Raw genomic sequence first — 22,138 nt, forward strand, 5'->3', positions numbered from 1 at the left:
TCATTAAACACAGTTCTGTTCACTGAGCCTGCTGTCAGGCCAGTTTACCCACGGCCGCTGCAATTTCAGGTAACGCCGCACGCGCAAACAACTCTTCAAAATCAGGCAGGCGACCGAGAATGTCACGGTTGCAGGCATCCTGATACATGATCCAGCCGTAAGTGGCCAGGCTGTCCATTGAGCGGATATTACGTTGCGTCAGTGCCGCTTTGTAATCGGACATGCGTTTTGAACCGATCAGGCTGGCCAACTCGCTGTCGCTATAGCTTTCAATCGCTGCTCGCGCATGGCGTTGCAGCTTACTCACCAGTGAAAAGTCTTCGGTCATCAGCAGATTCCGCACGGCTTTTTCCACGGCGGCGTCTTCAACCGGCGTGCCTTTCGGCAGCTTGCTGAGTGCCAACTGCTGGGCAAAGCTCAGTACGGTGTAGTTATTCAGTAAAACAAACATTTCCTGCGTATCTGTCGCGCCATAAGCCGGAACCGCGCCGTCGGCAATGGTCTTGCCTTCGCGCCAGGCGGCTTTAAACTTGGCAACCTGATGGCCTGCCAGCGCCGTTGACAGCTCTTCCAGCAGATCCTTGCGGGACTTGGCCTTCAGAATTTCACCGCCATCCTGGTAAAGCAGCAGGGAACGCGGCATAACGTAGACAAAGTGCTGACATTCGGTTTCCCAGTGCTCCAGCAGCCAGGCGGCACGCGGAGACTGCGTGGCCTCCAGGTGCCAGTTCAGCATGGTGAGAACCGCCTGCTTATGAATCTGTGCCAGCTCATCCGGGTCAGCGATTGAGCCAAACAGAACGGAGTCGCCCGCCGCATGGCTCGCCAGTGAACCATAGGGATCGTACTGATAAGCAAAGCCGCCGCTCATGCCGTTACCGAAGCCTTTACCAAAGGTGCCCAGGTTTAACACTGCGCCGTTGGTCATGTATTCGCAGCAAAAGTCACCGACGCCTTCCACCACCGCAGTGGCACCGGAGTTACGCACCGCGAAGCGATCGCCGGCCTGGCCCTGAACGAACAGACGGCCGCCGGTGGCGCCAAACAGAGCGAAGTTACCGATCAGAACGTTGCCATCGCTGTCCTGCGCGCCGCCGCCCGGTGAGAGCACGACCAGTTCGCCGCCGCACTGACCTTTGCCGACGCCATCGTTACAGGTTCCACGATGTTTCATCAGCATGCCGTCATTGCAGAAGGCCCCGAAGGACTGACCGGCAGAGCCGGTCGTGGTGATTTCTACGCTGGCAGGTGCCAGATAGCGACGACCGCGATCGTCACGAAGCACGGCCGGCATTGCCTGAATCTGTGCAGCCGTCAGGGTGTGATTCAGCATGCGCTCAATATCGATAGCTAACTGGCCGCCCACGCTTTTATTGCGGTTGTTGAGTACAACATCCTTACCCAGTTGCAGAGAGGTTTTACCCTGATCGACCAGTTGCTGGCTCAGTTCTTCAACCCAGCGGTCATCCAGTTCAAAATCTTTCTCCAGATAAACTGGCTTAGCAATCTTCAGCTCGGGCACCACGGTCAGCATGGCACGCAGGTCCAGCTTACCGACTTCCAACGGGTGATCCATCAGATGGAGCAGATCGGCGCGGCCACGGGCTTCACGCAGGGAGCGCAGGCCCATACGCGCCAGAATCTCACGCACTTCATGCGCCACGTTCAGGAAGTACTGTGCCAGCTGGCGTGGGTCGCCATCAAAGGCTTCGGCGTTAGTGGTTAATCCCGCCGGGCATTTAACGTTACAGTTCTTCGCCATCACGCACTTCAGCATCATCAGCGCGGTGGTACCAAACTCAAAGCTGTCGCCGCCCAGCAGAGCGGATTTCACCACGTCGCTGCCGGTTTGCTGTGCGCCTGAGCAACGCAGCAGAACTTTGTCGCGCAGGCCGTTTGCACACAGGGCCTGGTGAACTTCGGCGATACCGATTTCGGCAACGCGACCGGTATATTTCAGGCTGGTCACCGAGGCGGCGCCCGTACCACCCGTGTTACCGGCAACGTTAATCACGTCAGCACCGGCTTTCGCCACGCCCACGGCGATGGTGCCAATACCTTCAGATGACACCAGCTTCACAATGACGCGCACGCGGGCCGCTTTACAGTCGTGAATCAGCTGCGCCAGATCTTCGATAGAGTAGGTATCGTGGTGCGGCGGCGGAGAAACCAGCTCAACGCCTGGCGTGCCGCCGCGTGCGGCGGCGATCTCTACGGTAACTTTTGCCGCCGGAAGCTGACCGCCTTCACCGGGCTTGGCGCCCTGGCCGATTTTGATCTCAAGCTCTTCCAGCATCGGATCGGCCAGGTAGGCCGCCCAGACGCCAAAGCGGCCTGACGCCAGCTGTTTGATACGTGAAGCGCGAATGGTGCCGTGACGGGAGTAGTGCTCACCGCCTTCTCCACAGTTACTCATGCCTCCGACCATGTTGGTGCCATGCGCAACGGCTTCATGCGCCGGTGCGACCAGCGCACCGTGACTCATCGCGCCAGACGCGAAAGTGCGGGTAATTTCGCTCGCGGGCTGAATATCGCTCAACGGCAGCGACGGCAGCGCCGTGAAAATGCGTGACAGGTAGTCCGCCGCTTTGCCGCTGGCGGTGACTTTCAGGCCGCCAGCAACCACTTCTGCGGTTTCAATCTCGTCGTTAAAACGGGCTTTCAGCGCACGTGACAGGTTGAGCAGGCGTTCACTTTCTGGTTTCAGTCCGGCAATGGCATCGGTCAGACGCAGCATAAAGGCATTCTGGCTGCCCTCAATGGCGTCACAGACCAGGCCGCGGGTGGCAAAACCATTGTTAGTCAGCGAGTAGCGACCCAGCTTACGCCGGAATTCGGCCTCACTGTCGATGTGGGTAAGATCTGCCGGGAAGGCCAGAATATCGCGCAGCGCGGCTGGGCGGCGTTTGCGCTCTTCGTACATCAGGCTGGAGAACTGACGATAATCGGCCGTAATGGCAAAATCATTCATCACCTCATCCGGGATGCGCTCAAAGCTGCTGTCTTTAAACGTCTCCGGCTTGATGCCAAAGGCATTGTCCAGACGGGCCAGCGTCATCAGACGAATAAAGTTATCCTCTTCACGCGCTTTGTCCGCGAAGCGAATCGGCTCTTCCGTCATATCAATAAAGGTGCGTACGGCAATGGTGCCGTAAGAGTGGCCTGCGCCCTCTGCACGTTCTTTAAACAGGCCTAACAGCGGCACTTCGGACTCGCCCTGAATTTTCAGTGCGCTCTGATGCCAGTCCACCGCCATCTGAGCGATGGTTGCGAAGCCCGCGCCGCCCACTGGCGTTTTGATGTTTGGAAAATACTTTCTCAGTACCGGGTCATCGGTATTCAGGAAGTTAGGCTCGAAGAACTCGCCGCTGCTGTAGCTCTCAACGGTACACAGCCCCACTTTACCCATGGTTTTCATCAGGGCTTTTTCGGCCGCTTTAGCGTAGCGTTTAAAGGCTTTGTTGCCTTCTTCGCCTTCACCAAATTTTTCCTCAGCACGCATTTGCACGCCGAGCGGATAAACGGCTGACGCGCCAAAGCCCAGCGTAGCCGCAATATGGTGAGAAGAGATGATCTGTCCGCTCTCCACCACCAGCGACACATCCAGGCGTAAACCTTCCTGTACCAGACGCTGGTTAACGGCAGAAATGACCAGCAGCATGGGCAATGCGGCCTGGGTAGAAGAGATATGGCGATCGGTCAGTACGGCAATGCCGCCCTCTGAGCGGGCAAAATCCACCACCTGCTGTGCCAGATCGTCAATCGCTTTTTCCAGCGCGCTGGCGTTCGCTGTGCGGCTCAGCAGATCTTTGCCGGTGACCGGCTCGTAAAGCATTTCGAAGCGAGCGTAAGGGGCCACGTTCTGCTCGCGCAGCTGCAGCATGTCCAGATGGGTCAGAATCGGGGTTGGCACAATGATCTGCCGACCTTTACTGCGGCCCAGATGCGGTTTAGCGCCCAGCGCCACGCGCAGCGTCATGCCATCCGCTTCGCGAATGGAGTCCAGTGGTGGATTGGTCACCTGGGCAAAGCGCTGCGAGAAGTAGTGCGCCATGCCGCCTTCATGATCGGAGAGGCCGTTAATCGCATTGCCGTAACCCATCGCAGAGATTTTCTCGGCGCCGGTGTTCAGCATCGGATCCATCATGAACTTAAAGCTTTCCTGGTTGTAGTAGTACGCCACGAAGCGCTGATAGGTTTTCAGATCGCCGCGATAGCGCAGGGGAGAACCCTGTTGTTCAGCAGGAATAACCGGCAGCTCTCGTAAATCGACACGCGACTTGCCGAGCAATGCCGCATAGTCTTTTTCAGCAGCCAGCTTCTCCAGCGCCTGGTGCGTGGTGTAACTGCGCTTTTCGCGATGGTCAAAATACAGCATGCCGCCGGCTTCAATACGGCCACGGCGTAGCACGCTTTCAGGGGGAAAGGCAATTTGTCCCGCTTCGGACATGGCACCGATGTATTCCGCCGTTTCGATTGAACGCAGCGGGCGCAGCCCCAGGCGATCAAGACGCGCACCGATTACCTCGCCGTTACCAAAAATTAAGGCGGCCGGGCCATCGTTTTTCTCTTCATAGAGCGAAAAGTATTCCAGCATGTCACGCACGGCAGGGGAGAGCGCGGTATCGTTTTCCCAGGCAGGCGGCATCATCGACACCACCGCGGTGATCAGGTCCAGATCGTCTTCCATCAGGCGGCTGTGAATGCTCTGATCCAGTCGCGAACTGTCTGACTGGCCTTTCGGACGCACAATAGTTTTGCCACGGGCGGAAGCCAACGCAGATTCGGCGATGCGGTTTTTACGATCGGTATTCAGCTCACCGTTGTGGGCCATCAACCGGAAAGGCTGTGCCATGGTGGTGTGCGGATCGGTATTCGTTGAGAAGCGAGTATGGAAAAACAGTCCGCGTACGTGATGATCGGGATCGGTCAGATCTTTGAAGTAAGGGATCACTTCATTCGAATTCAGGCGCGCTTTAAAGACCTGGGTGCGCGACGACAATGACAGTGGATATAACCCGCCAAATTCGGTTTGGGTAAAGGCTTGTGCCTCGATCGTCAGCAGGGCGCGATAAATCAGTTTTTCGAAATCGATCTGATTGCTGATGTCCTGAGGTGCGGCAAAAATCCACTGCACAATGGGAAGCTGAAACTGCATGGCAGCCGGGCGCGTGACGCTGTTATCCAGCGGCATTTCACGCTTCAGGATAACCGGCAGATTAAAGCGATTTAGCGTCTCTTCGACTAAACGTTCGGCATTGGCGCGCAGTTCCGTGTCTTTCGGCACGAAGAAGTTACCTACACCAAAGCGTCCGGCCTCAAGCGCCTGACCGGTAATTTTACGGAAAAAATGCAGGGAAAGATCGACGTTAACCCCGGCACCATCGCCCACGCCTTCGGCGGACATACCGCCACGGTGCGGAACCGTACAGAGTGCGCTGTGCGCCATGCGCAGAATTTCATGAGTCTGCTCGCCGTCCTTACGGGTAATGAAACCTACACCACAGCTGTCACTTCCTGCTGCTGGGTCATATAAGCCATAGGAATCAGGTTTTTTACTGGACATTGAGGGTCTCCTTAAAACTGCTTTAGACATTACCTGCATTGTTTCAGGCACTGAGTTCAACTGCACACTTCCCAGCGCAAATTCTTTCATTTCCGCGCCTGACAGCCTGCGCGATTGGGTTTTACGCACTTTTCATCGCCAGGAGAAAGGTCCCTTGAGGCGTTGCGCTTGATTTTTCCGTTCTCGAAAGGAGATGACTCAAACCATGTGGGCGTCATGTTGCATAGATATGCCGTGACACGTATCCATCATGAAAGCTTTCAGCGGAATTCCAACTTATCGGGAAAGCGAATCGAGGTCAAATAGTGATACTGACACAGTTTAATCCCGTCTTTGTATCCTTAACTGAATGAATTTATTATTTTTTTATGTCTAAAATGTGTCAGTTTACCATTCAGGTATAGGGGATGAAATGTGAACTGTATCACTGTGCAGAAGGCGTGAAATCACTGAAGTATGCTGGCGATTAGGGACTAAACAGCATCAAATGCTGCTGCGGGCAGTGTAAGCACAGGATGTATCTGTTTTTCTTATAGCACCAAATTTGAATGAATAAGGGCATCATGATTAGCAAAATTAATCACGTCAGGTTGCTTAAAACTGCAATTTATATGAATGAGTATGCATGAAAAGCAGGGCGTCGCGATAACAGGAGGTTATTTGGCGAAAAAGCAGAGGCAGGAATAGCCCGCCTTGCAAAAAGGCGGCCTTACAGATTCATTGAGTTAGCACAATTAGTCAAGGGTTTTAGCATTCAGGGGCTGAACGTCGGCGAAGAGACCGGCTTTTGCACCATATAAGTGCATCCGCGCGGCGATCTTACCTTATGCACTGCGACGACAGCGAAATAAATACGCTATCATGTGGCTGTTCTCATCCAGGGAGTGTTTATGAAACAGATTCGCCTGCTGGCGCAATATTATGTTGATTTAATGGTCAAGCTTGGCCTGGTACGTTTCTCGCTGCTGCTGGCCTCCGCGCTGGTCGTGCTGGCGATGATTGTGCAGATGGCGGTCACCATGGTACTGCGTGGCCACGTCGAAAGTATCGATATGGTGCGTTCGGTCTTTTTTGGCCTCTTAATCACGCCCTGGGCGGTCTACTTCCTTTCTGTGGTGGTTGACCAGCTGGAAGAGTCTCGTCAGCGTCTGGCAAGGCTGGTGGATAAGCTGGAAGAGATGCGCACGCGCGATCTCGAACTAAATCAACAGATGAAAGAGACCATCTCACAGCTTAATAATGAAATCGCCGATCGTAAAAAAGCTGAGGAAGCACGTGAGCAGGTGATGGCGAAGCTGCGTGAAGAGGTGGCGCGCCGCGAGCAGGCGCAAATTGAGCTGGAGCAACAGTCTTCCTTTCTGCGTTCGTTCCTGGATGCCTCACCGGATCTGGTCTTTTACCGCAATATCGATAAACAGTTTTCGGGCTGTAACCGGGCCATGGAGCTGTTAACCGGCAAAAGCGAAAAACAGCTTATTGGTCTGACGCCTCGCGACATCTATGACAACGATACGGCCACCAAGGTGCTGGAGACAGACGAAAAAGTCTTCCGGCATAACGTCTCGCTGACCTATGAGCAGTGGCTGCAGTATCCCGATGGCCGTAAAGCCTGTTTTGAGATCCGCAAAGTGCCCTATTATGACCGCGTGGGTAAGCGCAGTGGGCTGATGGGCTTCGGACGCGATATTACCGAGCGTAAACGCTATCAGGACGCGCTGGAGAGTGCCAGCCGCGAGAAGACCACCTTTATCTCAACGATCAGCCACGAGCTTCGTACGCCGCTTAACGGCATTGTCGGGCTCAGTCGCATCTTGCTAGATACCGATCTGAACCAGGAGCAGCTTAAGTACCTGAAAACGATCCACGTTTCCGCGATTACGTTGGGCAACATTTTCAATGACGTCATTGAAGTCGATAAGATCGAACGCCGCAAGGTTCAGCTGGATAACCAGCCGGTCGACTTCACCAGTTTCCTGGCCGATCTGGAAAACCTCTCAGGCCTGCTGGCACAGCCTAAAGGGTTGAAGTTTGTCATGGCGCCACAACTCCCGCTGCCGCATAAGATCTCAACTGATGGCACGCGCCTGCGGCAGATTCTGTGGAATCTGATTGGTAACGCGGTGAAATTCACCCAGCAGGGAGAGATCGTCGTACGCGTCGCGTACGAGCAGGATGACACGCTGCGCTTTGAGGTTCAGGACTCAGGGCAGGGGATTCGGCAGGAAGAGCAGGATAAAATTTTTGCGATGTATTATCAGGTTACCGATCAACACGGCGGGAAGCCGGCGACCGGAACCGGTATTGGTCTGGCAGTGTCACGCCGCCTGGCACAGGCCATGGGCGGGGATATCAGCGTAAACAGCGCACCGGGGCAGGGCTCCTGCTTTACCGTTGTGATAAAAGCGCCACGCATTGCAGAAGAAGTGGAAGATGAAGGCGTGGACGACCCGCTTCCGCTCCCTGCTTTGCACGTCCTGCTGGTGGAAGATATTGAGCTGAATGTCGTTGTTGCACGCTCGGTACTGGAAAAACTCGGATGCAGCGTAGAAGTGGCGATGACTGGCAAGGCGGCACTGGAGATGTTTGATCCGCTTGAGTTTGATCTGGTGCTGTTAGATATCCAGCTGCCGGACATGACCGGGATGGATGTGTCACGCGCCATCCGTCAGCAACATCCAGACGCAAACCTGCCGCCGTTGGTTGCGTTAACGGCCAACGTCCTGAAAGACAAAAAAGAGTACTTCGACGCTGGCATGGACGACGTGCTTAGTAAGCCCCTTGCCGTGCCCGCGTTAACGGCCATCATTAAAAAGTTTTGGGACTATCAGTCTGAGAGCGATGCGCAGCCGGCCAGGTTCGTGAATAACAGTAAAACCGATGCAATACTGGATGTTCCTATGCTCGAACAATATCTGGATCTGGTGGGGCCGAAGCTGATTACGCAAAGCCTGACTATGTTTGAACAGATGATGCCGGGTTATCTTGAGGTGCTGGATTCCAACATGATGGCGCGTGACCAAAAAGGCATTGCGGAGGAAGGACATAAAATCAAGGGTGCAGCAGGCTCGGTTGGGTTACAGCATCTTCAGCAGGTGGCAAAGCAGATTCAAAGCCCTGAACTACCGGCATGGTGGGACAACGTGGGCGAATGGGTCGAAGAACTGAAGCGTGAATGGCAACACGATGTGCAGGTACTGCGCGAGTGGGTTGCTGAAAAACAGCGTTGATACAAAAAAATGACCCCAGCCGAAGCCGGGGTGCGCTAATACTGCGCCAACACCAGGGAAAAAGACGCTGCTGCTATGCTTAATGTTATTCATGCAACAGCGGGGTATTGGTTAACACTTGCAACACCTTAGCAAATTCAAATTACTTTGTGACAAGATTCATTAAAATTTGTGATGTTGAACCGCGTTTAAATACAGGAAACATTAATTCGACAACATAGTCAAGCAATGAATCAATTTTACCGTCGTATTGGTTGTTTTTTAATCAAACCTACTGTTTTTTGTACGGGCTTAAGCCAAATTTGTTAACAAAACCTGTGTTGCGCGCGGTAACCAAAATTTTTTGCCGTAGCTTGCGAGTAAAATAGATATAAACTTATGATAATAAAGAATAATGAAGAAAACAGGTCGATCGGACCCAAAACGTTTCGGGTCACCGGATCTTATCTCATCATCAAAAGGTTTTGCCGATAGAAAGCCTTTTATAATTCGGCAAAAACATAGAGTTAAAATAACGCTGTGTGACAAATAAATCCCTTAGCAAGGTCACTGAGTGAACATTTTATCAGCAGGTGCCGTGAGGGCTTTTTACAGTCCGCAGAATTATATATAAGTTTTGTGAAACATTGAGGTATGGGATTGTCACAAAATGGTATCATCTTTTTAGAACGGTGAGCGCATTACAAAAAAGATGGAACCGATTCCTTACGCGTGGAAGTAATTGAACTCATTCAAACTATTGTTGCATTCAGAATGCATTTTCATTGTTTTGTTATAAACGTTGCACAACGTAGCAGCGCATTTGTCAGTAAAAAAGTGTACGCCGGGCAGTGGTCACGCCTGAAATTAATTAACGCATAAAAATCTTGAGACGAGCGCATGAGTAAGCATAAAGGGAACCTGTGGCGGCGCGTGAAGCCTGTAGTGATGCGCATTGTGTTTATTTGGCTGGGGCTGTGGCTGGCGGGCATTCTGCTCTTTTCGTTCATTCCTGTCCCCTTTTCAGCCGTGATGGCAGAACGTCAGGTAGGTGCCTGGTTCAGGGGCGATTTTGGCTACGTCTCTCATTCGGACTGGGTAGGAGCAGATGAAATTTCACCCTGGATGAAACTGGCCGTCATCGCTTCTGAAGATCAACACTTCCCCGACCATTGGGGGTTTGACGTAGCGGCAATCCGGTCCGTACTGGACGACAGTGACAGCCGGATGCGCGGAGCATCCACGCTGTCACAGCAAACGGCAAAAAATCTGTTTTTATGGGATGGCCGGAGTTGGGTGCGTAAAGGACTGGAGGCGGGATTAACCGTCGGGCTGGAAACCGTATGGACCAAACGGAGGATCCTGACGGTTTATCTGAATATCGCGGAGTTTGGCAAAGGCACGTTCGGAGTAGAGGCGGCTTCACGCCGCTTCTTTCATAAACCTGCCAGCCGATTAACCCTGTCCGAAGCGGCGCTGCTGGCTGCTGTCTTGCCTAATCCGCTGCGCTTTCGCGCAGATGCACCTTCAGGCTATGTCCGTCAACGCCAGCAGTGGATCCTTCGCCAGATGCGTCAACTGGGTGGCGAAGGCTTCCTGCAGCGCAATCACCTGAACTGACGTTAGTCTTCGTCGAATCCGGCTTCAAACAGCTCAATGACGGCGGCCAGGGCTTCCGTTTCCTGTGGACCGCTGGCTTCGATCTCAATATGACCGCCTTTGGCCGAATCCAGCATCAGCAACGCGATAACGCTGCTGGCTTCGGCCTCTGTTCCGCTCTCGTTACGTAACAGCACTTCGGCATCGAAACTCTGCACCAGTTCAAACAGCTTCATAGCAGGACGTGCATGCATGCCGAGCTTATTTCTGATTTCCACGGTTTGCTTAACGGTCATGATTTACGTTTTTCCAGCGTGCGATGACGAGACTGTACATTTTTACCCCGGGAGCGGAAATAGTCAGCCAGCTGTTCGGCAATATACACGGAGCGATGTTTGCCGCCAGTACAGCCAATCGCCACGGTAAGATAGCTACGGTTGTTGGTTTCCAGCATCGGCAACCAGAGTTCCAGATAGCTACGCGTCTGATATATGAAGTTATGGACTTCAGTATGGCGATCGAGGAACGCGGCCACGGGCCTGTCCAGACCGGTCATGGGACGTAATTTGGGATCCCAGTGCGGGTTAGGCAAAAAGCGCACGTCGAAAACGTAATCTGCATCAATGGGAATGCCGTGCTTGAAGCCAAACGATTCGAACACCATTGTCAGCTCACGCTCACGTTTACCCAGCAAGCGGGTACGCAACATCTCCGCCAGTTCGTGTACCGACATCTCTGAAGTATCAATAATCAGATCGGCACGGGAACGCAGCGGCTCAAGCAGGTCGCTCTCTTCGTCAATCGCGCTTTCCAGCGACAGATTCTTGCTGGATAACGGATGCAGACGGCGCGTATCACTGTAACGGCGGATCAACGTGTTGCGATCGGCATCAAGAAACAGCAACTGCGGTGAGAATGCTGAAGGCAAACTGCTGAGCGCCGTCTCAAAAATCTCAGGAGATTCGGGCATATTGCGTACGTCAATACTCACGGCCGCAGAGATATTGCGCTCGACCAGTGATTCAGCCAGTTGAGGCAACAGCACCACTGGCAGGTTATCAACGCAGTAAAAACCCATGTCTTCCAGCGCGCGAAGCGCCACTGACTTTCCCGAGCCTGACCGACCGCTGACGATCATCAGCACCATGACCTTCTCTCCCGTTTTAAAGCCGGCTTACGCCGGTAAATCACGCGCTTTATTGCTCTGTTTGTGCTTCGGTAATAATCGCATACAGTTCTTCATCGCTCTGCGCGGCACGCAGGCGGCGGCAAACCGTTTTATCCGCCAGTCGTTTTGCCACTAACGACAGCGTATGTAAATGGGTTTTGCACTGGTCAGCCGGCACCAGTAGCGCAAAAAGCAGATCGACAGGCTGGTTATCCACGGCATCAAAAGCGATGGGTTGCTCCAGGCTGATAAAGACGCCTACGGCCCGTAAAGTATCTTCCTCCAGCTTGCCGTGAGGGATCGCGATACCGTTACCGATACCGGTGCTCCCCATGCGCTCACGGGTTAGGATCGCTTCAAACAGCGTTTGATGCGGCAGGTTGAGCTGCTTAGCGGCCAGTTCGCTGATAATCTCCAGCGCCCGTTTTTTGCTTTGGCAGTGTACGCTACTGCGGGTGCAGTCTGGCGAAAGCACCGTGCTCAGTTCCAGTGTTAAATCATTGTTCATTGTCGTTTCACTTGCGAGTTCACATAGCCATCAACCCGGTACGTAAACATCACGTCGCGGAATAATGGCGCTGGCACAGATGACAAAACGGGGCGGTTAATCCGCCCCATCCTTTCAGCTTTGCGCGCCGGGCGCGCCTGCCAGCGTGAAGGTTAGTGTTTTTTTAGCTTGTCTTTATATTTGGTCAGTTGACGGGTCAACTTGTCAATCAATCCGTCAATTGCCGCATACATATCTTCCGCTTCAGATGTGGCGTGCAGCTCGCCACCGTTGACGTGCAGGGTTGCATCAGCAATCTGCGTCACCTTCTCAACTTTCAGGACAACATACACCTGATTGATATGATCAAAGTAATGTTCCAGTTTGGCAAATTTCGTTGTCACGAACTCACGCAGGGGTTCGGTGATTTCAACATTTTGCCCGGTAAGGTTCAGCTGCATAGGTCTTCCTTCTCATTTCTGTCAAACCAGCTGTTTACGCTGATTTGAAGGCGGTATGGACAAAGACTCGCGGTACTTAGCGACGGTTCGACGTGCCACTATTATCCCTTGATCAGATAACATGGAGGTCAGTTTACTGTCACTCAAGGGCTTGGCGGGGTTTTCCGCCGAGATTAATTTTTTCACCAGCGCACGAATAGCGGTAGATGACGCTTCTCCGCCACCTTCAGTATTAACATGACTGGAGAAAAAATACTTCAGTTCAAAAATGCCTCGTGGGCTGTGAAGGTATTTTTGCGTAGTCACGCGGGAAATCGTCGATTCATGCATGTCCACCGCCTGGGCAATATCGGCCAGCACCATAGGACGCATAAACTCTTCACCCTGGTCAAAAAAGGCCTGCTGCTGTTCCACAATACAGCGGGAGACTTTTAACAATGTCTCGTTACGGCTTTCAAGACTTTTAATCAGCCAGCGGGCTTCCTGCAAATTACTGCGGATAAACTGACTGTCGCTGTCGTTGCGTCCGGCTCCGCCCATGGCGGCATATTGCTGGTTGATCTTCAACCTGGGCAGGCTGTCGGTATTCAGCTCGACCGTCCAGCGCGTCGTCACTTTACGTACCAGCACATCGGGAATCACGTATTCGGGTTCACCGGTGTTAATCGACTGACCCGGGCGCGGATCGAGCGACTGAATCAGCAGCATCGCCTCTTTCAGTACGTCTTCTTTCAGACGCGTCACGCGCATCAGGCTGCGGAAATCGTGGTTCGCCAGCAAATCGAGATGGCTGCTGACGATCAATTTTGCTTCCGCCAGCATCGGCGTTTCAGGCGCATACTGCGACAGCTGCACCAGCAGGCAGTCGCGCAAATCACGTGCGCCGACGCCGACAGGATCGAAACGCTGAACGCGCTTTAACACGGCTTCGACTTCGTCGATTTCCAGCTCGTCGTTACCGATACTGTCGAGAATCTCTTCAAGTGAAACGGTAAGATAACCGGTGTCATCAATGGCATCGACGATAGAGGTCGCAATGGCACGGTCGTTATCGCTGAAGGGCGTTAACTCGACCTGCCACATAAGATAGTCCTGCAGTGACTGTGTGGTTTCGCCCTGATAAATCGGCAGCTCGTCATCCTGATAATCGGTACCGGTTCCTGAAGGCGTGCCTGCGGTGTAAATCTCGTCCCACGTGGCGTCAAGCGGCAGCTCTTCAGGCATATCCTTTTGTTCCAGCGCTTCTCGGGTATCCAGTCCCGCTTCGCCTTCCTGATACTCTTTCGCGTCTATTTCATCGTGCAGATCGGTTTGCTCAAGCAGGGGATTGCTTTCCAGCGCCAGCTGTAACTCTTGCTGGAGTTCGAGCGTAGAGAGCTGCAGCAGACGTATCGCCTGCTGCAGTTGTGGGGTCATCGCCAGTTGTTGGCTGAGCCTGAGTTGCAAACCTTGCTTCATAGACAGGATGGATATTCCCGGGTAAACATCAGTATTAACGACACCTTATCAGAGTCTGAACTCTTCACCCAAATAAACCCGTTTAACTTGCTCATCTGCAAGGACTTCATTCGGCGTACCGTGCGCAATCAGGTTTCCCTGACTGACGATATAGGCGCGTTCACAGACTGCCAGCGTTTCACGCACGTTGTGGTCGGTGATGAGAACACCAAGGCCACTGTCACGCAGGTGTTCAATGATTTTTTTGATGTCGATAACGGAAATCGGGTCGACCCCGGCAAAGGGTTCATCCAGCAGGATAAATTTCGGATTCGCTGCCAGCGCACGCGCAATTTCTACGCGACGGCGCTCACCACCCGACAGCGATTGCCCCATATTGTCGCGCAGATGAGCAATGTGAAACTCTTCCATTAGCTCGTTAGCCCGATCCTGTCGCTGCTCTTCGGTTAAGTCATCACGAATTTGCAGGACCGCCATCAGGTTGTCGTAAACGCTCAGGCGACGAAAGATTGAGGCTTCCTGCGGCAGATAGCCAATGCCGCGGCGCGCACGCGCATGAAGCGGCAGGATGCTGATATCTTCGTCATCAATAATGATGCGTCCCGCATCGCGCGGAACAATGCCCACCACCATGTAAAAGGTGGTCGTTTTACCCGCACCGTTTGGACCCAGCAGCCCGACGATTTCACCGGACTTTACCTGCAGGCTGACGTCTTCAACCACGCGGCGGCCTTTATAAGCCTTTGCCAGGTTTTCTGCGATTAATGTGGCCATAGTGATCAGTTACTCTTTTTTTCGCTGTTGGTTGACGCGGGCTTATCCTGCAACTGCGACGGCACCAGCACGGTCGTTACGCGCTTGCTCTGGCCCTGGCTGTAAGCCTGCATTTTTTGCTCTTTTACCAGATAGGTGATGCGGTCGCCTTTGATGTTGCTGTCCAGTTGCTCAATGTAGGCGTTGCCGGTCAGCTCAACAAAGTCATTGGCAAGCTCATAATGCAGTTTGGACGCATGACCCTGAACCGGTTTGCCGTTGTCCTGCATCTGGTAAAAGGTGGCAGGGTTACCGTAAGCATCAACGATGGTTTTTTTACTGTCACCGCCCGGACGCGTGACCACCACTTTATCCGCGGTGATTTTGATCGATCCCTGGGTGACAATAACATTACCGGTGAAGGTCGCGACATTGCCTTGCAGATCCAGAGACTGATTCTCAGAGTCAATATTCACGGGTTTGTCCGAGTCACCGGTCAGCGCCAGAGCAGGCAGGCTGGTTGCAAGCAGCATACTGGCCAGTAAAAACTTAATGCGGTTTTTGTTCATTTTGAATTTCATAAGAAGTTTTGACCTTTTCGATTAACTCGGCGTTCTTTGTCCGTAAATTACCGCGCATTTTCATACCGGTAGAGTTAAAACTGCGGCCATATAACGTCACCTGGTCGTCAGAGGCGACGTCCTGCGTGACAAGATTGACCTGAGCGTTATCCGTTTTAATTCTCTCAAGCTCAGAATCTGGAGCCAGAGCATTCAGCTCAACATGGCCGTACAGATACAGCATACGATCTTTGGTAAGCTTTGCTTTATCTGAACGTACCGTCCAGGTCGGCATTTTATTTTCGTCATAGGTAGTCATCACCGGATTATCAAACCAGCTTATTCCGCTGTCTTCGTAATAGGTGACTTTGTCCGATATCAGCTTATAAGCCAGCCCGCCTTGCGGGTTGTAGACTACGGTATGGGAGTTAGCACTGGTGTAGGTTGGCGTTTGATCATTATTCGCTACCGGCGCGCTGTTGTCGCCATCCCGGTTAGTGAAATTCCAGCCAATAAGCACCAGCGCAATCAAGGCCAGACCCAACGTTATCCAACGCCTGCTTTTACTCATACTGATTGCCCTTTGGCATCCTCGAATTTATTTTGCGCCATTAAGATGAGATCGCACAGCTCCCGCACCGCACCGCGCCCACCGGCAATACGGGTAACGTAGTTCGCGCGCGTCAATAGCAATGGATGGGCATCGGCGACAGCCACGCTTAGCCCGACTTTCGCCATCACTGGCCAGTCAATCAGATCGTCGCCAATATAGGCGACCTGATCGTCAGAGAGCGACAGTGTATCCAGAAGTTCACCATAGGCCAAAAGCTTATCTGATTGCCCCTGATAAAGGTGGCGAATCCCGAGCGTTTTACAGCGGTCTTCCAGTAATTTGGCCGTGCGGCCGGTAATAATAGCCACTTCGACGTCAGAGGTCAGCAGGCAGCGAACGCCATAGCCATCGCGCACGTTAAAGGTTTTCAGCTCTTCGCCACTGTTCCCCATATAAATCAGGCCATCCGACATCACACCGTCAACGTCGCAGATCAGCAGGCGAATTTTACTGGCGCGCGTCATGACATCTGAACTGACCGGGCCGTAGCACGTTTCTAAAGTGGCATTTTCCGACTGCATTATGTCTTCCTGTTTACACTACGCCAGCGCGCAGCATGTCATGCATATGTACCACACCCAACAGACGGTCGTCATCGGCCACCAGCAGGGAAGTAATGTTTTTGGTTTGCATCAAATTCAGCGCATCCACCGCCAGCACGTTAGGCCGCACGCGAATGCCACCCCGGGTCATGACTTCAGCGATAGTGGCGTGTTGAAAATCAATGCCCATATCAAAGATGCGGCGCAGGTCACCATCGGTAAAGATGCCCTCGATCTTCATCAGATCGTCCACGATAACCGTCAGGCCGAGATTTTTACGGGTAATTTCCAGCAGGGCATCACGCAGGGAAGCATCGCGAGTGACGTGCGGGAGTTCATCCCCGCTGTGCATAATGTCGCTGACGTGTAGCAGCAGCTTCCGGCCCAGCGCACCGCCCGGATGGGACAAGGCAAAGTCTTCTGGCGTAAAGCCGCGGGCTTCCAGCAGGGAAACGGCCAGCGCATCGCCCATGACCAGCGTTGCGGTTGTGCTGGTGGTGGGGGCTAGGCCGAGCGGACAGGCCTCCTGTGGGACTTTCACGCACAGGTGGATATCTGCGGCGCGGGCCATGGCGCTTTCAGGACGGCTTGTCATACAGATCAACGGAATCTTTTGGCGTTTCATTACCGGTATCAGCGCCAAAATCTCACTGGATTCGCCACTGTTAGATATCGCGATGACGACATCGTCTTTACCTACCATGCCAAGATCGCCATGGCTGGCTTCAGCGGGATGCACAAAGAACGCCGGCGTGCCGGTGCTGGCAAAGGTGGCCGCCATTTTTTTCCCGATATGGCCCGACTTGCCCATCCCCATGACCACCACTTTTCCCTGACAGGCATAAATCAGTGCGCAGGCGTCGGCGAAAGCCTCATTAATATATTGATCAAGCTGCTCCAGGCCTTCGCGCTCGATGCGTAATACTGTTTTACCGGCTTTCTGAAAATCAAAATTTACCGTTGGTTGCTGATATGACATGGCGAATCTGTCCTTGTTAGCCGTCCATAAACGCCGGCTGTAGCCACAGCAGCGTTACCCAGACGAAGAAACCACAGAGTAAAAGCGAGCCCGCCGTACGGCCAACCCGGCGACGACGCAGCAGACAAAGCATGGCGAACAGCACGCTGACACCCAGCATTATCCAGTAATCGCGCGCAAATGCGTGATAGTCTACGCTGCCGGGATGAATCAGGGCCGGCAGACCCAGAACGATAGCCAGATTATAAATATTGGCACCAATCAGGTTGCCGATAGCGATATCATCTTCACCTTTCAGCGCGCCCGCGATGACGGTTGCCAGCTCTGGCAGACTGGTGCCGACCGCGATGAGCGTCAGCCCCATGACCAACTCGCTGACGCCAAAGTAATCCGCAAATACGGTCGCGTTATCGATCACCATGTGCGTCGACATGGGCAGGATAATCAGTGCGACGGCCAGCCAGAGAAAGGCGACGGTATTTCCGCTCTCTTCACGCGGCAGTTCGGCTAATTGTTCGCGCGTTAACGTATCGTTATTGTCCTTCTCTGCTTTGCGCGCGATGCGGATGGTCACTATCAGATAAATCGCGGCGATAGCAATCAGTGCAAGGCCATCCAGGCGACTAAGATAGTTATCAAATAACATGATGCCGCTAAGAAGTGAGACCAGCACCATCAGCGGCAGTTCACGGCGTATTAAATTGGAATGGATGCTCAGGGGATGCAGCAAGGCCGCGCCACCGAGAATCAAAAGAATGTTGGTGATGTTTGAGCCAAGCGCGGTGCCCACCGCCAGATCCATCTGTCCGTACTGCGCTGCCGAGAAAGAGAGAATGATCTCCGGGAGCGAGGTGCCGATACTGACGACGGTCATGCCGATTATCAGGGGCGGGATGCCAAAGGATCGACAAAGTATTGCAGCACTAAACACCAGACGATCGGCACCATAAGCCAGTAAAAGCAGTCCGATAATCAGCAGTGCGGTAGCGACGAACATGAAAAATCCTTGCTTAAAACCCCTGTCGGCTCGCCTTCAGGTTCTTTGTGACAAAACAGGCGCTGATTTTGACCTTCTGAGCGGCAAAAGTAAATTTTATGACCGTTTTCGCCAAATCTTTGTATTAAGTTTCTGTAAAGCTATCGTGCGTTTAGCCTTAACAGGCTACCATCGTACCCTATGTTGACGCCCGATCCGTAATAGAGGTGATAATGATCCAACAAAAAACGAACCTGGTTGAGGTTCGTGGCGTGAGTTTTTCACGTGGCGATCGCAAAATTTTCGACGATATTTCGCTGACGGTGCCAAAAGGTAAAGTGACGGCGATTATGGGGCCGTCGGGGATCGGGAAAACAACGCTGCTACGCTTAATTGGCGGGCAACTGCAACCTGACAGCGGTGAGATCTGGTTTCGGGATGAGAACATTCCGACATTGTCGCGCACAAAGTTGTATGAAGCGCGTAAAAAGATGAGCATGTTGTTTCAGTCAGGCGCGCTGTTTACCGACTTAACGGTATACGAAAATGTGGCCTGGCCGCTGCGTGAACATACCCGGCTGCCCGCGCCGATTTTACACAGTACCGTATTGATGAAGCTGGAAGCCGTGGGTTTACGCGGTGCTGCGCAGCTGAAGCCTGCGGAGCTGTCAGGTGGGATGGCCCGCAGGGTTGCGCTGGCGCGCGCGATTGCGCTTGAGCCTGAACTCATTATGTTCGATGAACCCTTTGTAGGGCAGGATCCCATTACCATGGGCGTGCTGGTTAAGCTTATTGATGAACTGAATCATGCGCTGGGCCTGACCTGCATCGTGGTTTCCCACGACGTGCCCGAAGTGTTGAGTATTGCTGATTACGCCTACATTGTGGCAGGACAAAAAATTATTGCGCACGGCACGACGCCAGACCTGCGTGCTAACAACGATCCCCGTGTGCGCCAGTTTATTGACGGCATTGCGGATGGGCCAGTGCCGTTTCGTTTTCCGGCGGGCGACTATTTGGCCGACTTAACCGGCTCAGGGAGAATCTAAGCTGATGTTGTTGAAAGCACTGGCGTCGTTAGGACGCCGGGGAATAGGAACCTGCGCCAGCTTTGGGCGTGCCGGTTTAATGCTTTTTCATGCGCTGGTCGGTAAGCCCGCGTTCCGTAAACACTTTCCGCTGCTGATCAAACAGCTTTACAGCATCGGCGTACTGTCTCTGGTCATCATTGTCGTCTCCGGTCTGTTTATTGGCATGGTGCTGGGCCTCCAGGGCTATCTGGTGTTAACCACCTATGGCGCTGAAACCAGTCTGGGCATGCTGGTGGCGCTGTCGCTGCTGCGTGAACTGGGTCCGGTTGTGACGGCGCTGCTGTTTGCAGGGCGCGCAGGATCGGCCTTAACGGCAGAAATCGGGCTGATGAAAGCCACGGAGCAACTCTCCAGTATGGAGATGATGGCGGTCGATCCCCTGCGCCGTGTCGTTTCGCCGCGCTTTTGGGCGGGTTTTATCAGCATGCCGCTGCTGGCGTTAATCTTTACTGCTGTAGGGATTACGGGCGGAGCGCTGGTAGGCGTGAGCTGGAAAGGGATTGACCCTGGCTTCTTCTGGTCGGCGATGCAAAACGCCGTCGATTTTCGTAGCGATGTGGTCAACTGCATTATTAAAAGCGCTGTGTTTGCCGTCACTGTCACCTGGATTGCATTGTTCAACGGTTACGATGCCATCCCGACCTCTGAAGGGATTAGCCGCGCCACGACGCGCACCGTGGTGCATGCATCACTGGCGGTGCTCGGTTTAGATTTTGTGCTGACAGCACTGATGTTTGGGAATTGATGCGATGCAAAGCAAAAAAAGCGAAATTTGGGTTGGCGTGTTTATGATCATGGCAATGATTGCCGTGTTGTTTCTCTGCCTGCGCGTGGCAGATCTCAAATCTTTAGGTACGGAGCCCACCTGGAAACTGTATGCCACCTTCGATAACATCGGCGGCCTGAAAGCCAGTTCGCCAGTGAAAATTGGCGGCGTGGTGATTGGGCGCGTAACGGACATTTCTCTTGAACCTAAAACGTTACTGCCGCGCGTCACAATGGATATCAGTGATAAATATGCCAATCAGATTCCGGATACCAGTTCGCTGGCGATCCGCACTCAGGGGTTACTGGGCGAGCAGTTTCTGTCGTTAAATATCGGCTTTGACGATCCTGAGCTAGGATCGTCAATGCTGAATGACGGCGGGACGATTCGCGATACCAAGTCGGCGATGGTGCTGGAAGATTTGATTGGCCAGTTCCTGTATAAAAGCGGCGACAATAAAGGCAACAAGCAAACCAGTGACAGTAAGGACGCGCAGGGCGGCGAGATGGCCGCACCGGCAGCAGCGGCTCAACCTTAAATAGAGGGATAACATGATGTTTAAACGTTTTCTGATGATCGCCATGCTGGTGGTCACGCCACTGGCAGCCACCGCGGCCGATCAAAGCAATCCTTATAAACTGATGAACGAAGCGGCTAACAAAACGTTCACCCGTCTCAAGAACGAACAGCCGAAAATTAAGCAGGATCCAAACTATCTGCGTGAGATCGTTCGTCAGGAGCTCCTGCCTTACGTGCAAATCAAATATGCCGGTGCATTAGTGCTGGGCCGTTTCTACCGCGATGCCACACCGGCACAGCGTGAAGCTTACTTCAAAGCGTTTGGCGACTATCTGGCTCAGGCTTATGGCCAGGCGCTGGCCCTGTATCACGGTCAGACTTATCAGATTGAACCTGAGAAGCCGATTGGCAACACCAATATTGTGGCTATCCGCGTGACCATTATCGATCCTCAGGGCCGTCCGCCTGTACGCCTCGACTTCCAGTGGCGTAAGAACAGCCAGACCGGCAACTGGCAGGCTTTCGATATGATCGCGGAAGGCGTGAGCATGATCACCACCAAACAGAATGAGTGGGGCGATCTGCTGCGTACCAAGGGGATCGATGCGCTGACCGCTCAGCTGGAAGCCTCAGCGAAACAGCCTATCACCCTGGATCAAAACAAATAATGCAGGCATCACTGCACTGGTCACGCGAAGCAAACACGCTGCGGCTGGAAGGCGAGCTGGATCGTGACACGCTGCTGAGTCTGTGGGAGCAGCGTGAAGCGCTGGTTAACGCGGTCGAACTGATCGATGTTTCCGCCCTGCAAAGGGTGGATTCATCGGGACTTGCGCTGCTGGTTCACCTGCGGGAGATTACCTCGCAGCAGGGAGGCTCGCTGCGCTTTGTGGGAATCGGCGACAAATTGCAGTCGTTGATCACCCTTTACAACCTGCAACAAATTATTGTTTCTGCGGATTAAAGCGCCTGAACTGGCCTTTCTCGTCAAAGCCCCGGTCCCGTACAGGGGCTTTTGCGTATTTAAGAATCAGGCACTTTCCTCTACTATGTCAGCCTTATTATTATTAAGTGAAGTTAAGAGCAATGGAAAACAGTGAGATTCAGGCCGTGCTGATGGCAGCGCTGCCCTTAGATGAAGTTCATGTCATGAGCAATGATGGCAGCCATTTCCAGGTTATCGCCGTGGGTGAGCTGTTTGGTGAGTTAAGCCGCGTGAAGAAGCAGCAGGCTGTCTATGCGCCGCTGATGGAATTTATTGCGGACAACCGTATTCATGCCGTCTCCATCAAAACTTACACGCCTGCAGAGTGGGCGCGTGACCGTAAACTCAACGGTTTTTGATTCCCTCCGGGGCTGCTCGCCTGAGCGTGACCGTTTTATAGCCAGTTAAT

19 protein-coding genes and 1 pseudogene are annotated in these 22,138 nt (G+C 53.2%); 8 read left to right on the forward strand and 12 right to left on the reverse strand.

Going from position 1 to position 22,138, the window contains the following annotated elements; translation table 11 throughout:
- Positions 1 to 34 precede the first annotated feature (34 nt).
- Positions 35 to 5,566, reverse strand: a complete 5,532-nt coding sequence (locus tag QLG08_RS14745; protein WP_014606757.1) for a glutamate synthase-related protein — start codon at positions 5,564 to 5,566, stop codon at positions 35 to 37.
- Positions 5,567 to 6,456: 890 nt separating this feature from the next.
- On the opposite strand from QLG08_RS14745, the pseudogene arcB reads away from it, so the two are divergent.
- Both arcB and mtgA read left to right on the forward strand, forming a co-directional pair.
- Positions 6,457 to 8,876, forward strand: a pseudogene (gene arcB / locus QLG08_RS14750) (aerobic respiration two-component sensor histidine kinase ArcB).
- Positions 8,877 to 9,672: 796 nt separating this feature from the next.
- Positions 9,673 to 10,392 (forward strand): monofunctional biosynthetic peptidoglycan transglycosylase, encoded by a 720-nt coding sequence (mtgA, locus tag QLG08_RS14755; protein ID WP_013024318.1) that lies wholly within the window; start codon positions 9,673 to 9,675, stop codon positions 10,390 to 10,392.
- 2 nt (positions 10,393 to 10,394) lie between these two features.
- On the opposite strand, the gene npr is transcribed toward mtgA, so the two are convergent.
- The 11 genes from npr to QLG08_RS14810 form a co-directional block, all read right to left on the reverse strand.
- Positions 10,395 to 10,667, reverse strand: a complete 273-nt coding sequence (npr, locus tag QLG08_RS14760; protein WP_013024319.1) for a PTS phosphocarrier protein NPr — start codon at positions 10,665 to 10,667, stop codon at positions 10,395 to 10,397.
- On the reverse strand, positions 10,664 to 11,518 hold the full coding sequence (gene rapZ / locus QLG08_RS14765; RefSeq protein ID WP_013024320.1) for an RNase adapter RapZ: 855 nt from the start codon (positions 11,516 to 11,518) through the stop codon (positions 10,664 to 10,666). Before rapZ ends, npr begins: the two co-directional genes overlap by 4 nt.
- Positions 11,519 to 11,567: 49 nt before the next feature.
- On the reverse strand, positions 11,568 to 12,047 hold the full coding sequence (gene ptsN / locus QLG08_RS14770) for a PTS IIA-like nitrogen regulatory protein PtsN (protein WP_013024321.1): 480 nt from the start codon (positions 12,045 to 12,047) through the stop codon (positions 11,568 to 11,570).
- Positions 12,048 to 12,199: 152 nt separating this feature from the next.
- Entirely contained in the window at positions 12,200 to 12,487 is a 288-nt protein-coding gene (hpf, locus tag QLG08_RS14775) for a ribosome hibernation promoting factor (RefSeq protein ID WP_013024322.1), read from the reverse strand.
- A 21-nt stretch (positions 12,488 to 12,508) separates the two neighbouring features.
- The gene (gene rpoN, locus QLG08_RS14780) at positions 12,509 to 13,945 is read right to left on the reverse strand and encodes an RNA polymerase factor sigma-54 (RefSeq protein WP_013024323.1); all 1,437 of its coding nucleotides are present in this window, start codon (positions 13,943 to 13,945) and stop codon (positions 12,509 to 12,511) included.
- A 48-nt stretch (positions 13,946 to 13,993) separates the two neighbouring features.
- Positions 13,994 to 14,719 (reverse strand): LPS export ABC transporter ATP-binding protein, encoded by a 726-nt coding sequence (gene lptB / locus QLG08_RS14785; protein WP_013024324.1) that lies wholly within the window; start codon positions 14,717 to 14,719, stop codon positions 13,994 to 13,996.
- Between the two features lie 5 nt (positions 14,720 to 14,724).
- Complete coding sequence (gene lptA, locus QLG08_RS14790) at positions 14,725 to 15,279, reverse strand: lipopolysaccharide ABC transporter substrate-binding protein LptA (RefSeq protein WP_014606756.1); 555 nt, start codon at positions 15,277 to 15,279, stop codon at positions 14,725 to 14,727.
- Positions 15,248 to 15,829: an LPS export ABC transporter periplasmic protein LptC gene (gene lptC / locus QLG08_RS14795; protein WP_014606755.1), complete on the reverse strand. Its 582-nt coding sequence runs from the start codon at positions 15,827 to 15,829 to the stop codon at positions 15,248 to 15,250. The genes lptA and lptC overlap by 32 nt, the downstream gene beginning before the upstream one ends.
- Positions 15,826 to 16,392 carry a 3-deoxy-manno-octulosonate-8-phosphatase KdsC gene (gene kdsC, locus QLG08_RS14800; RefSeq protein ID WP_013024327.1) on the reverse strand — a complete coding sequence of 189 codons (567 nt, stop codon included), beginning with the start codon at positions 16,390 to 16,392 and terminating at the stop codon, positions 15,826 to 15,828. Before kdsC ends, lptC begins: the two co-directional genes overlap by 4 nt.
- A 13-nt stretch (positions 16,393 to 16,405) precedes the next feature.
- On the reverse strand, positions 16,406 to 17,392 hold the full coding sequence (kdsD, locus tag QLG08_RS14805; protein WP_013024328.1) for an arabinose-5-phosphate isomerase KdsD: 987 nt from the start codon (positions 17,390 to 17,392) through the stop codon (positions 16,406 to 16,408).
- A gap of 16 nt (positions 17,393 to 17,408) precedes the next feature.
- Complete coding sequence (locus tag QLG08_RS14810) at positions 17,409 to 18,389, reverse strand: calcium/sodium antiporter (RefSeq protein WP_013024329.1); 981 nt, start codon at positions 18,387 to 18,389, stop codon at positions 17,409 to 17,411.
- Positions 18,390 to 18,601: 212 nt separating this feature from the next.
- Between QLG08_RS14810 and mlaF the strand changes: the two genes are divergently transcribed.
- The 6 genes from mlaF to ibaG all read left to right on the forward strand — a co-directional run bounded on the left by mlaF (position 18,602) and on the right by ibaG (position 22,088).
- Positions 18,602 to 19,417 (forward strand): phospholipid ABC transporter ATP-binding protein MlaF, encoded by an 816-nt coding sequence (gene mlaF / locus QLG08_RS14815; RefSeq protein WP_014595153.1) that lies wholly within the window; start codon positions 18,602 to 18,604, stop codon positions 19,415 to 19,417.
- A gap of 4 nt (positions 19,418 to 19,421) precedes the next feature.
- A complete protein-coding gene (gene mlaE, locus QLG08_RS14820; RefSeq protein WP_013024331.1) occupies positions 19,422 to 20,204 on the forward strand; it encodes a lipid asymmetry maintenance ABC transporter permease subunit MlaE in 783 nt (260 codons plus the stop codon).
- Between the two features lie 4 nt (positions 20,205 to 20,208).
- Complete coding sequence (gene mlaD / locus QLG08_RS14825; RefSeq protein ID WP_014595154.1) at positions 20,209 to 20,763, forward strand: outer membrane lipid asymmetry maintenance protein MlaD; 555 nt, start codon at positions 20,209 to 20,211, stop codon at positions 20,761 to 20,763.
- A gap of 16 nt (positions 20,764 to 20,779) precedes the next feature.
- Positions 20,780 to 21,412, forward strand: a complete 633-nt coding sequence (gene mlaC / locus QLG08_RS14830; RefSeq protein WP_024472197.1) for a phospholipid-binding protein MlaC — start codon at positions 20,780 to 20,782, stop codon at positions 21,410 to 21,412.
- Positions 21,412 to 21,708 (forward strand): lipid asymmetry maintenance protein MlaB, encoded by a 297-nt coding sequence (mlaB, locus tag QLG08_RS14835; protein ID WP_013024334.1) that lies wholly within the window; start codon positions 21,412 to 21,414, stop codon positions 21,706 to 21,708. The genes mlaC and mlaB overlap by 1 nt, the downstream gene beginning before the upstream one ends.
- A gap of 122 nt (positions 21,709 to 21,830) precedes the next feature.
- A complete protein-coding gene (ibaG, locus tag QLG08_RS14840) occupies positions 21,831 to 22,088 on the forward strand; it encodes a BolA family iron metabolism protein IbaG (RefSeq protein ID WP_010251880.1) in 258 nt (85 codons plus the stop codon).
- Positions 22,089 to 22,138: the final 50 nt, after the last annotated feature.

Source organism: Pantoea sp. V106_11 (genome assembly GCF_029967885.1).
GTDB classification, from domain to species: Bacteria; Pseudomonadota; Gammaproteobacteria; order Enterobacterales; family Enterobacteriaceae; genus Pantoea; species Pantoea ananatis.

Excerpts from the sequence above, each read along its gene's own strand:
- QLG08_RS14745 (WP_014606757.1), bottom strand. The coding sequence starts at position 5,566 with ATGTCCAGTAAAAAACCTGATTCCTATGGCTTATATGACCCAGCAGCA.
- mtgA (WP_013024318.1), top strand. The coding sequence starts at position 9,673 with ATGAGTAAGCATAAAGGGAACCTGTGGCGGCGCGTGAAGCCTGTAGTG.
- npr (WP_013024319.1), bottom strand. The coding sequence starts at position 10,667 with ATGACCGTTAAGCAAACCGTGGAAATCAGAAATAAGCTCGGCATGCAT.
- rapZ (WP_013024320.1), bottom strand. The coding sequence starts at position 11,518 with ATGGTGCTGATGATCGTCAGCGGTCGGTCAGGCTCGGGAAAGTCAGTG.
- ptsN (WP_013024321.1), bottom strand. The coding sequence starts at position 12,047 with ATGAACAATGATTTAACACTGGAACTGAGCACGGTGCTTTCGCCAGAC.
- hpf (WP_013024322.1), bottom strand. The coding sequence starts at position 12,487 with ATGCAGCTGAACCTTACCGGGCAAAATGTTGAAATCACCGAACCCCTG.
- rpoN (WP_013024323.1), bottom strand. The coding sequence starts at position 13,945 with ATGAAGCAAGGTTTGCAACTCAGGCTCAGCCAACAACTGGCGATGACC.
- lptB (WP_013024324.1), bottom strand. The coding sequence starts at position 14,719 with ATGGCCACATTAATCGCAGAAAACCTGGCAAAGGCTTATAAAGGCCGC.
- lptA (WP_014606756.1), bottom strand. The coding sequence starts at position 15,279 with ATGAAATTCAAAATGAACAAAAACCGCATTAAGTTTTTACTGGCCAGT.
- lptC (WP_014606755.1), bottom strand. The coding sequence starts at position 15,829 with ATGAGTAAAAGCAGGCGTTGGATAACGTTGGGTCTGGCCTTGATTGCG.
- kdsC (WP_013024327.1), bottom strand. The coding sequence starts at position 16,392 with ATGCAGTCGGAAAATGCCACTTTAGAAACGTGCTACGGCCCGGTCAGT.
- kdsD (WP_013024328.1), bottom strand. The coding sequence starts at position 17,392 with ATGTCATATCAGCAACCAACGGTAAATTTTGATTTTCAGAAAGCCGGT.
- QLG08_RS14810 (WP_013024329.1), bottom strand. The coding sequence starts at position 18,389 with ATGTTCGTCGCTACCGCACTGCTGATTATCGGACTGCTTTTACTGGCT.
- mlaF (WP_014595153.1), top strand. The coding sequence starts at position 18,602 with ATGATCCAACAAAAAACGAACCTGGTTGAGGTTCGTGGCGTGAGTTTT.
- mlaE (WP_013024331.1), top strand. The coding sequence starts at position 19,422 with ATGTTGTTGAAAGCACTGGCGTCGTTAGGACGCCGGGGAATAGGAACC.
- mlaD (WP_014595154.1), top strand. The coding sequence starts at position 20,209 with ATGCAAAGCAAAAAAAGCGAAATTTGGGTTGGCGTGTTTATGATCATG.
- mlaC (WP_024472197.1), top strand. The coding sequence starts at position 20,780 with ATGTTTAAACGTTTTCTGATGATCGCCATGCTGGTGGTCACGCCACTG.
- mlaB (WP_013024334.1), top strand. The coding sequence starts at position 21,412 with ATGCAGGCATCACTGCACTGGTCACGCGAAGCAAACACGCTGCGGCTG.
- ibaG (WP_010251880.1), top strand. The coding sequence starts at position 21,831 with ATGGAAAACAGTGAGATTCAGGCCGTGCTGATGGCAGCGCTGCCCTTA.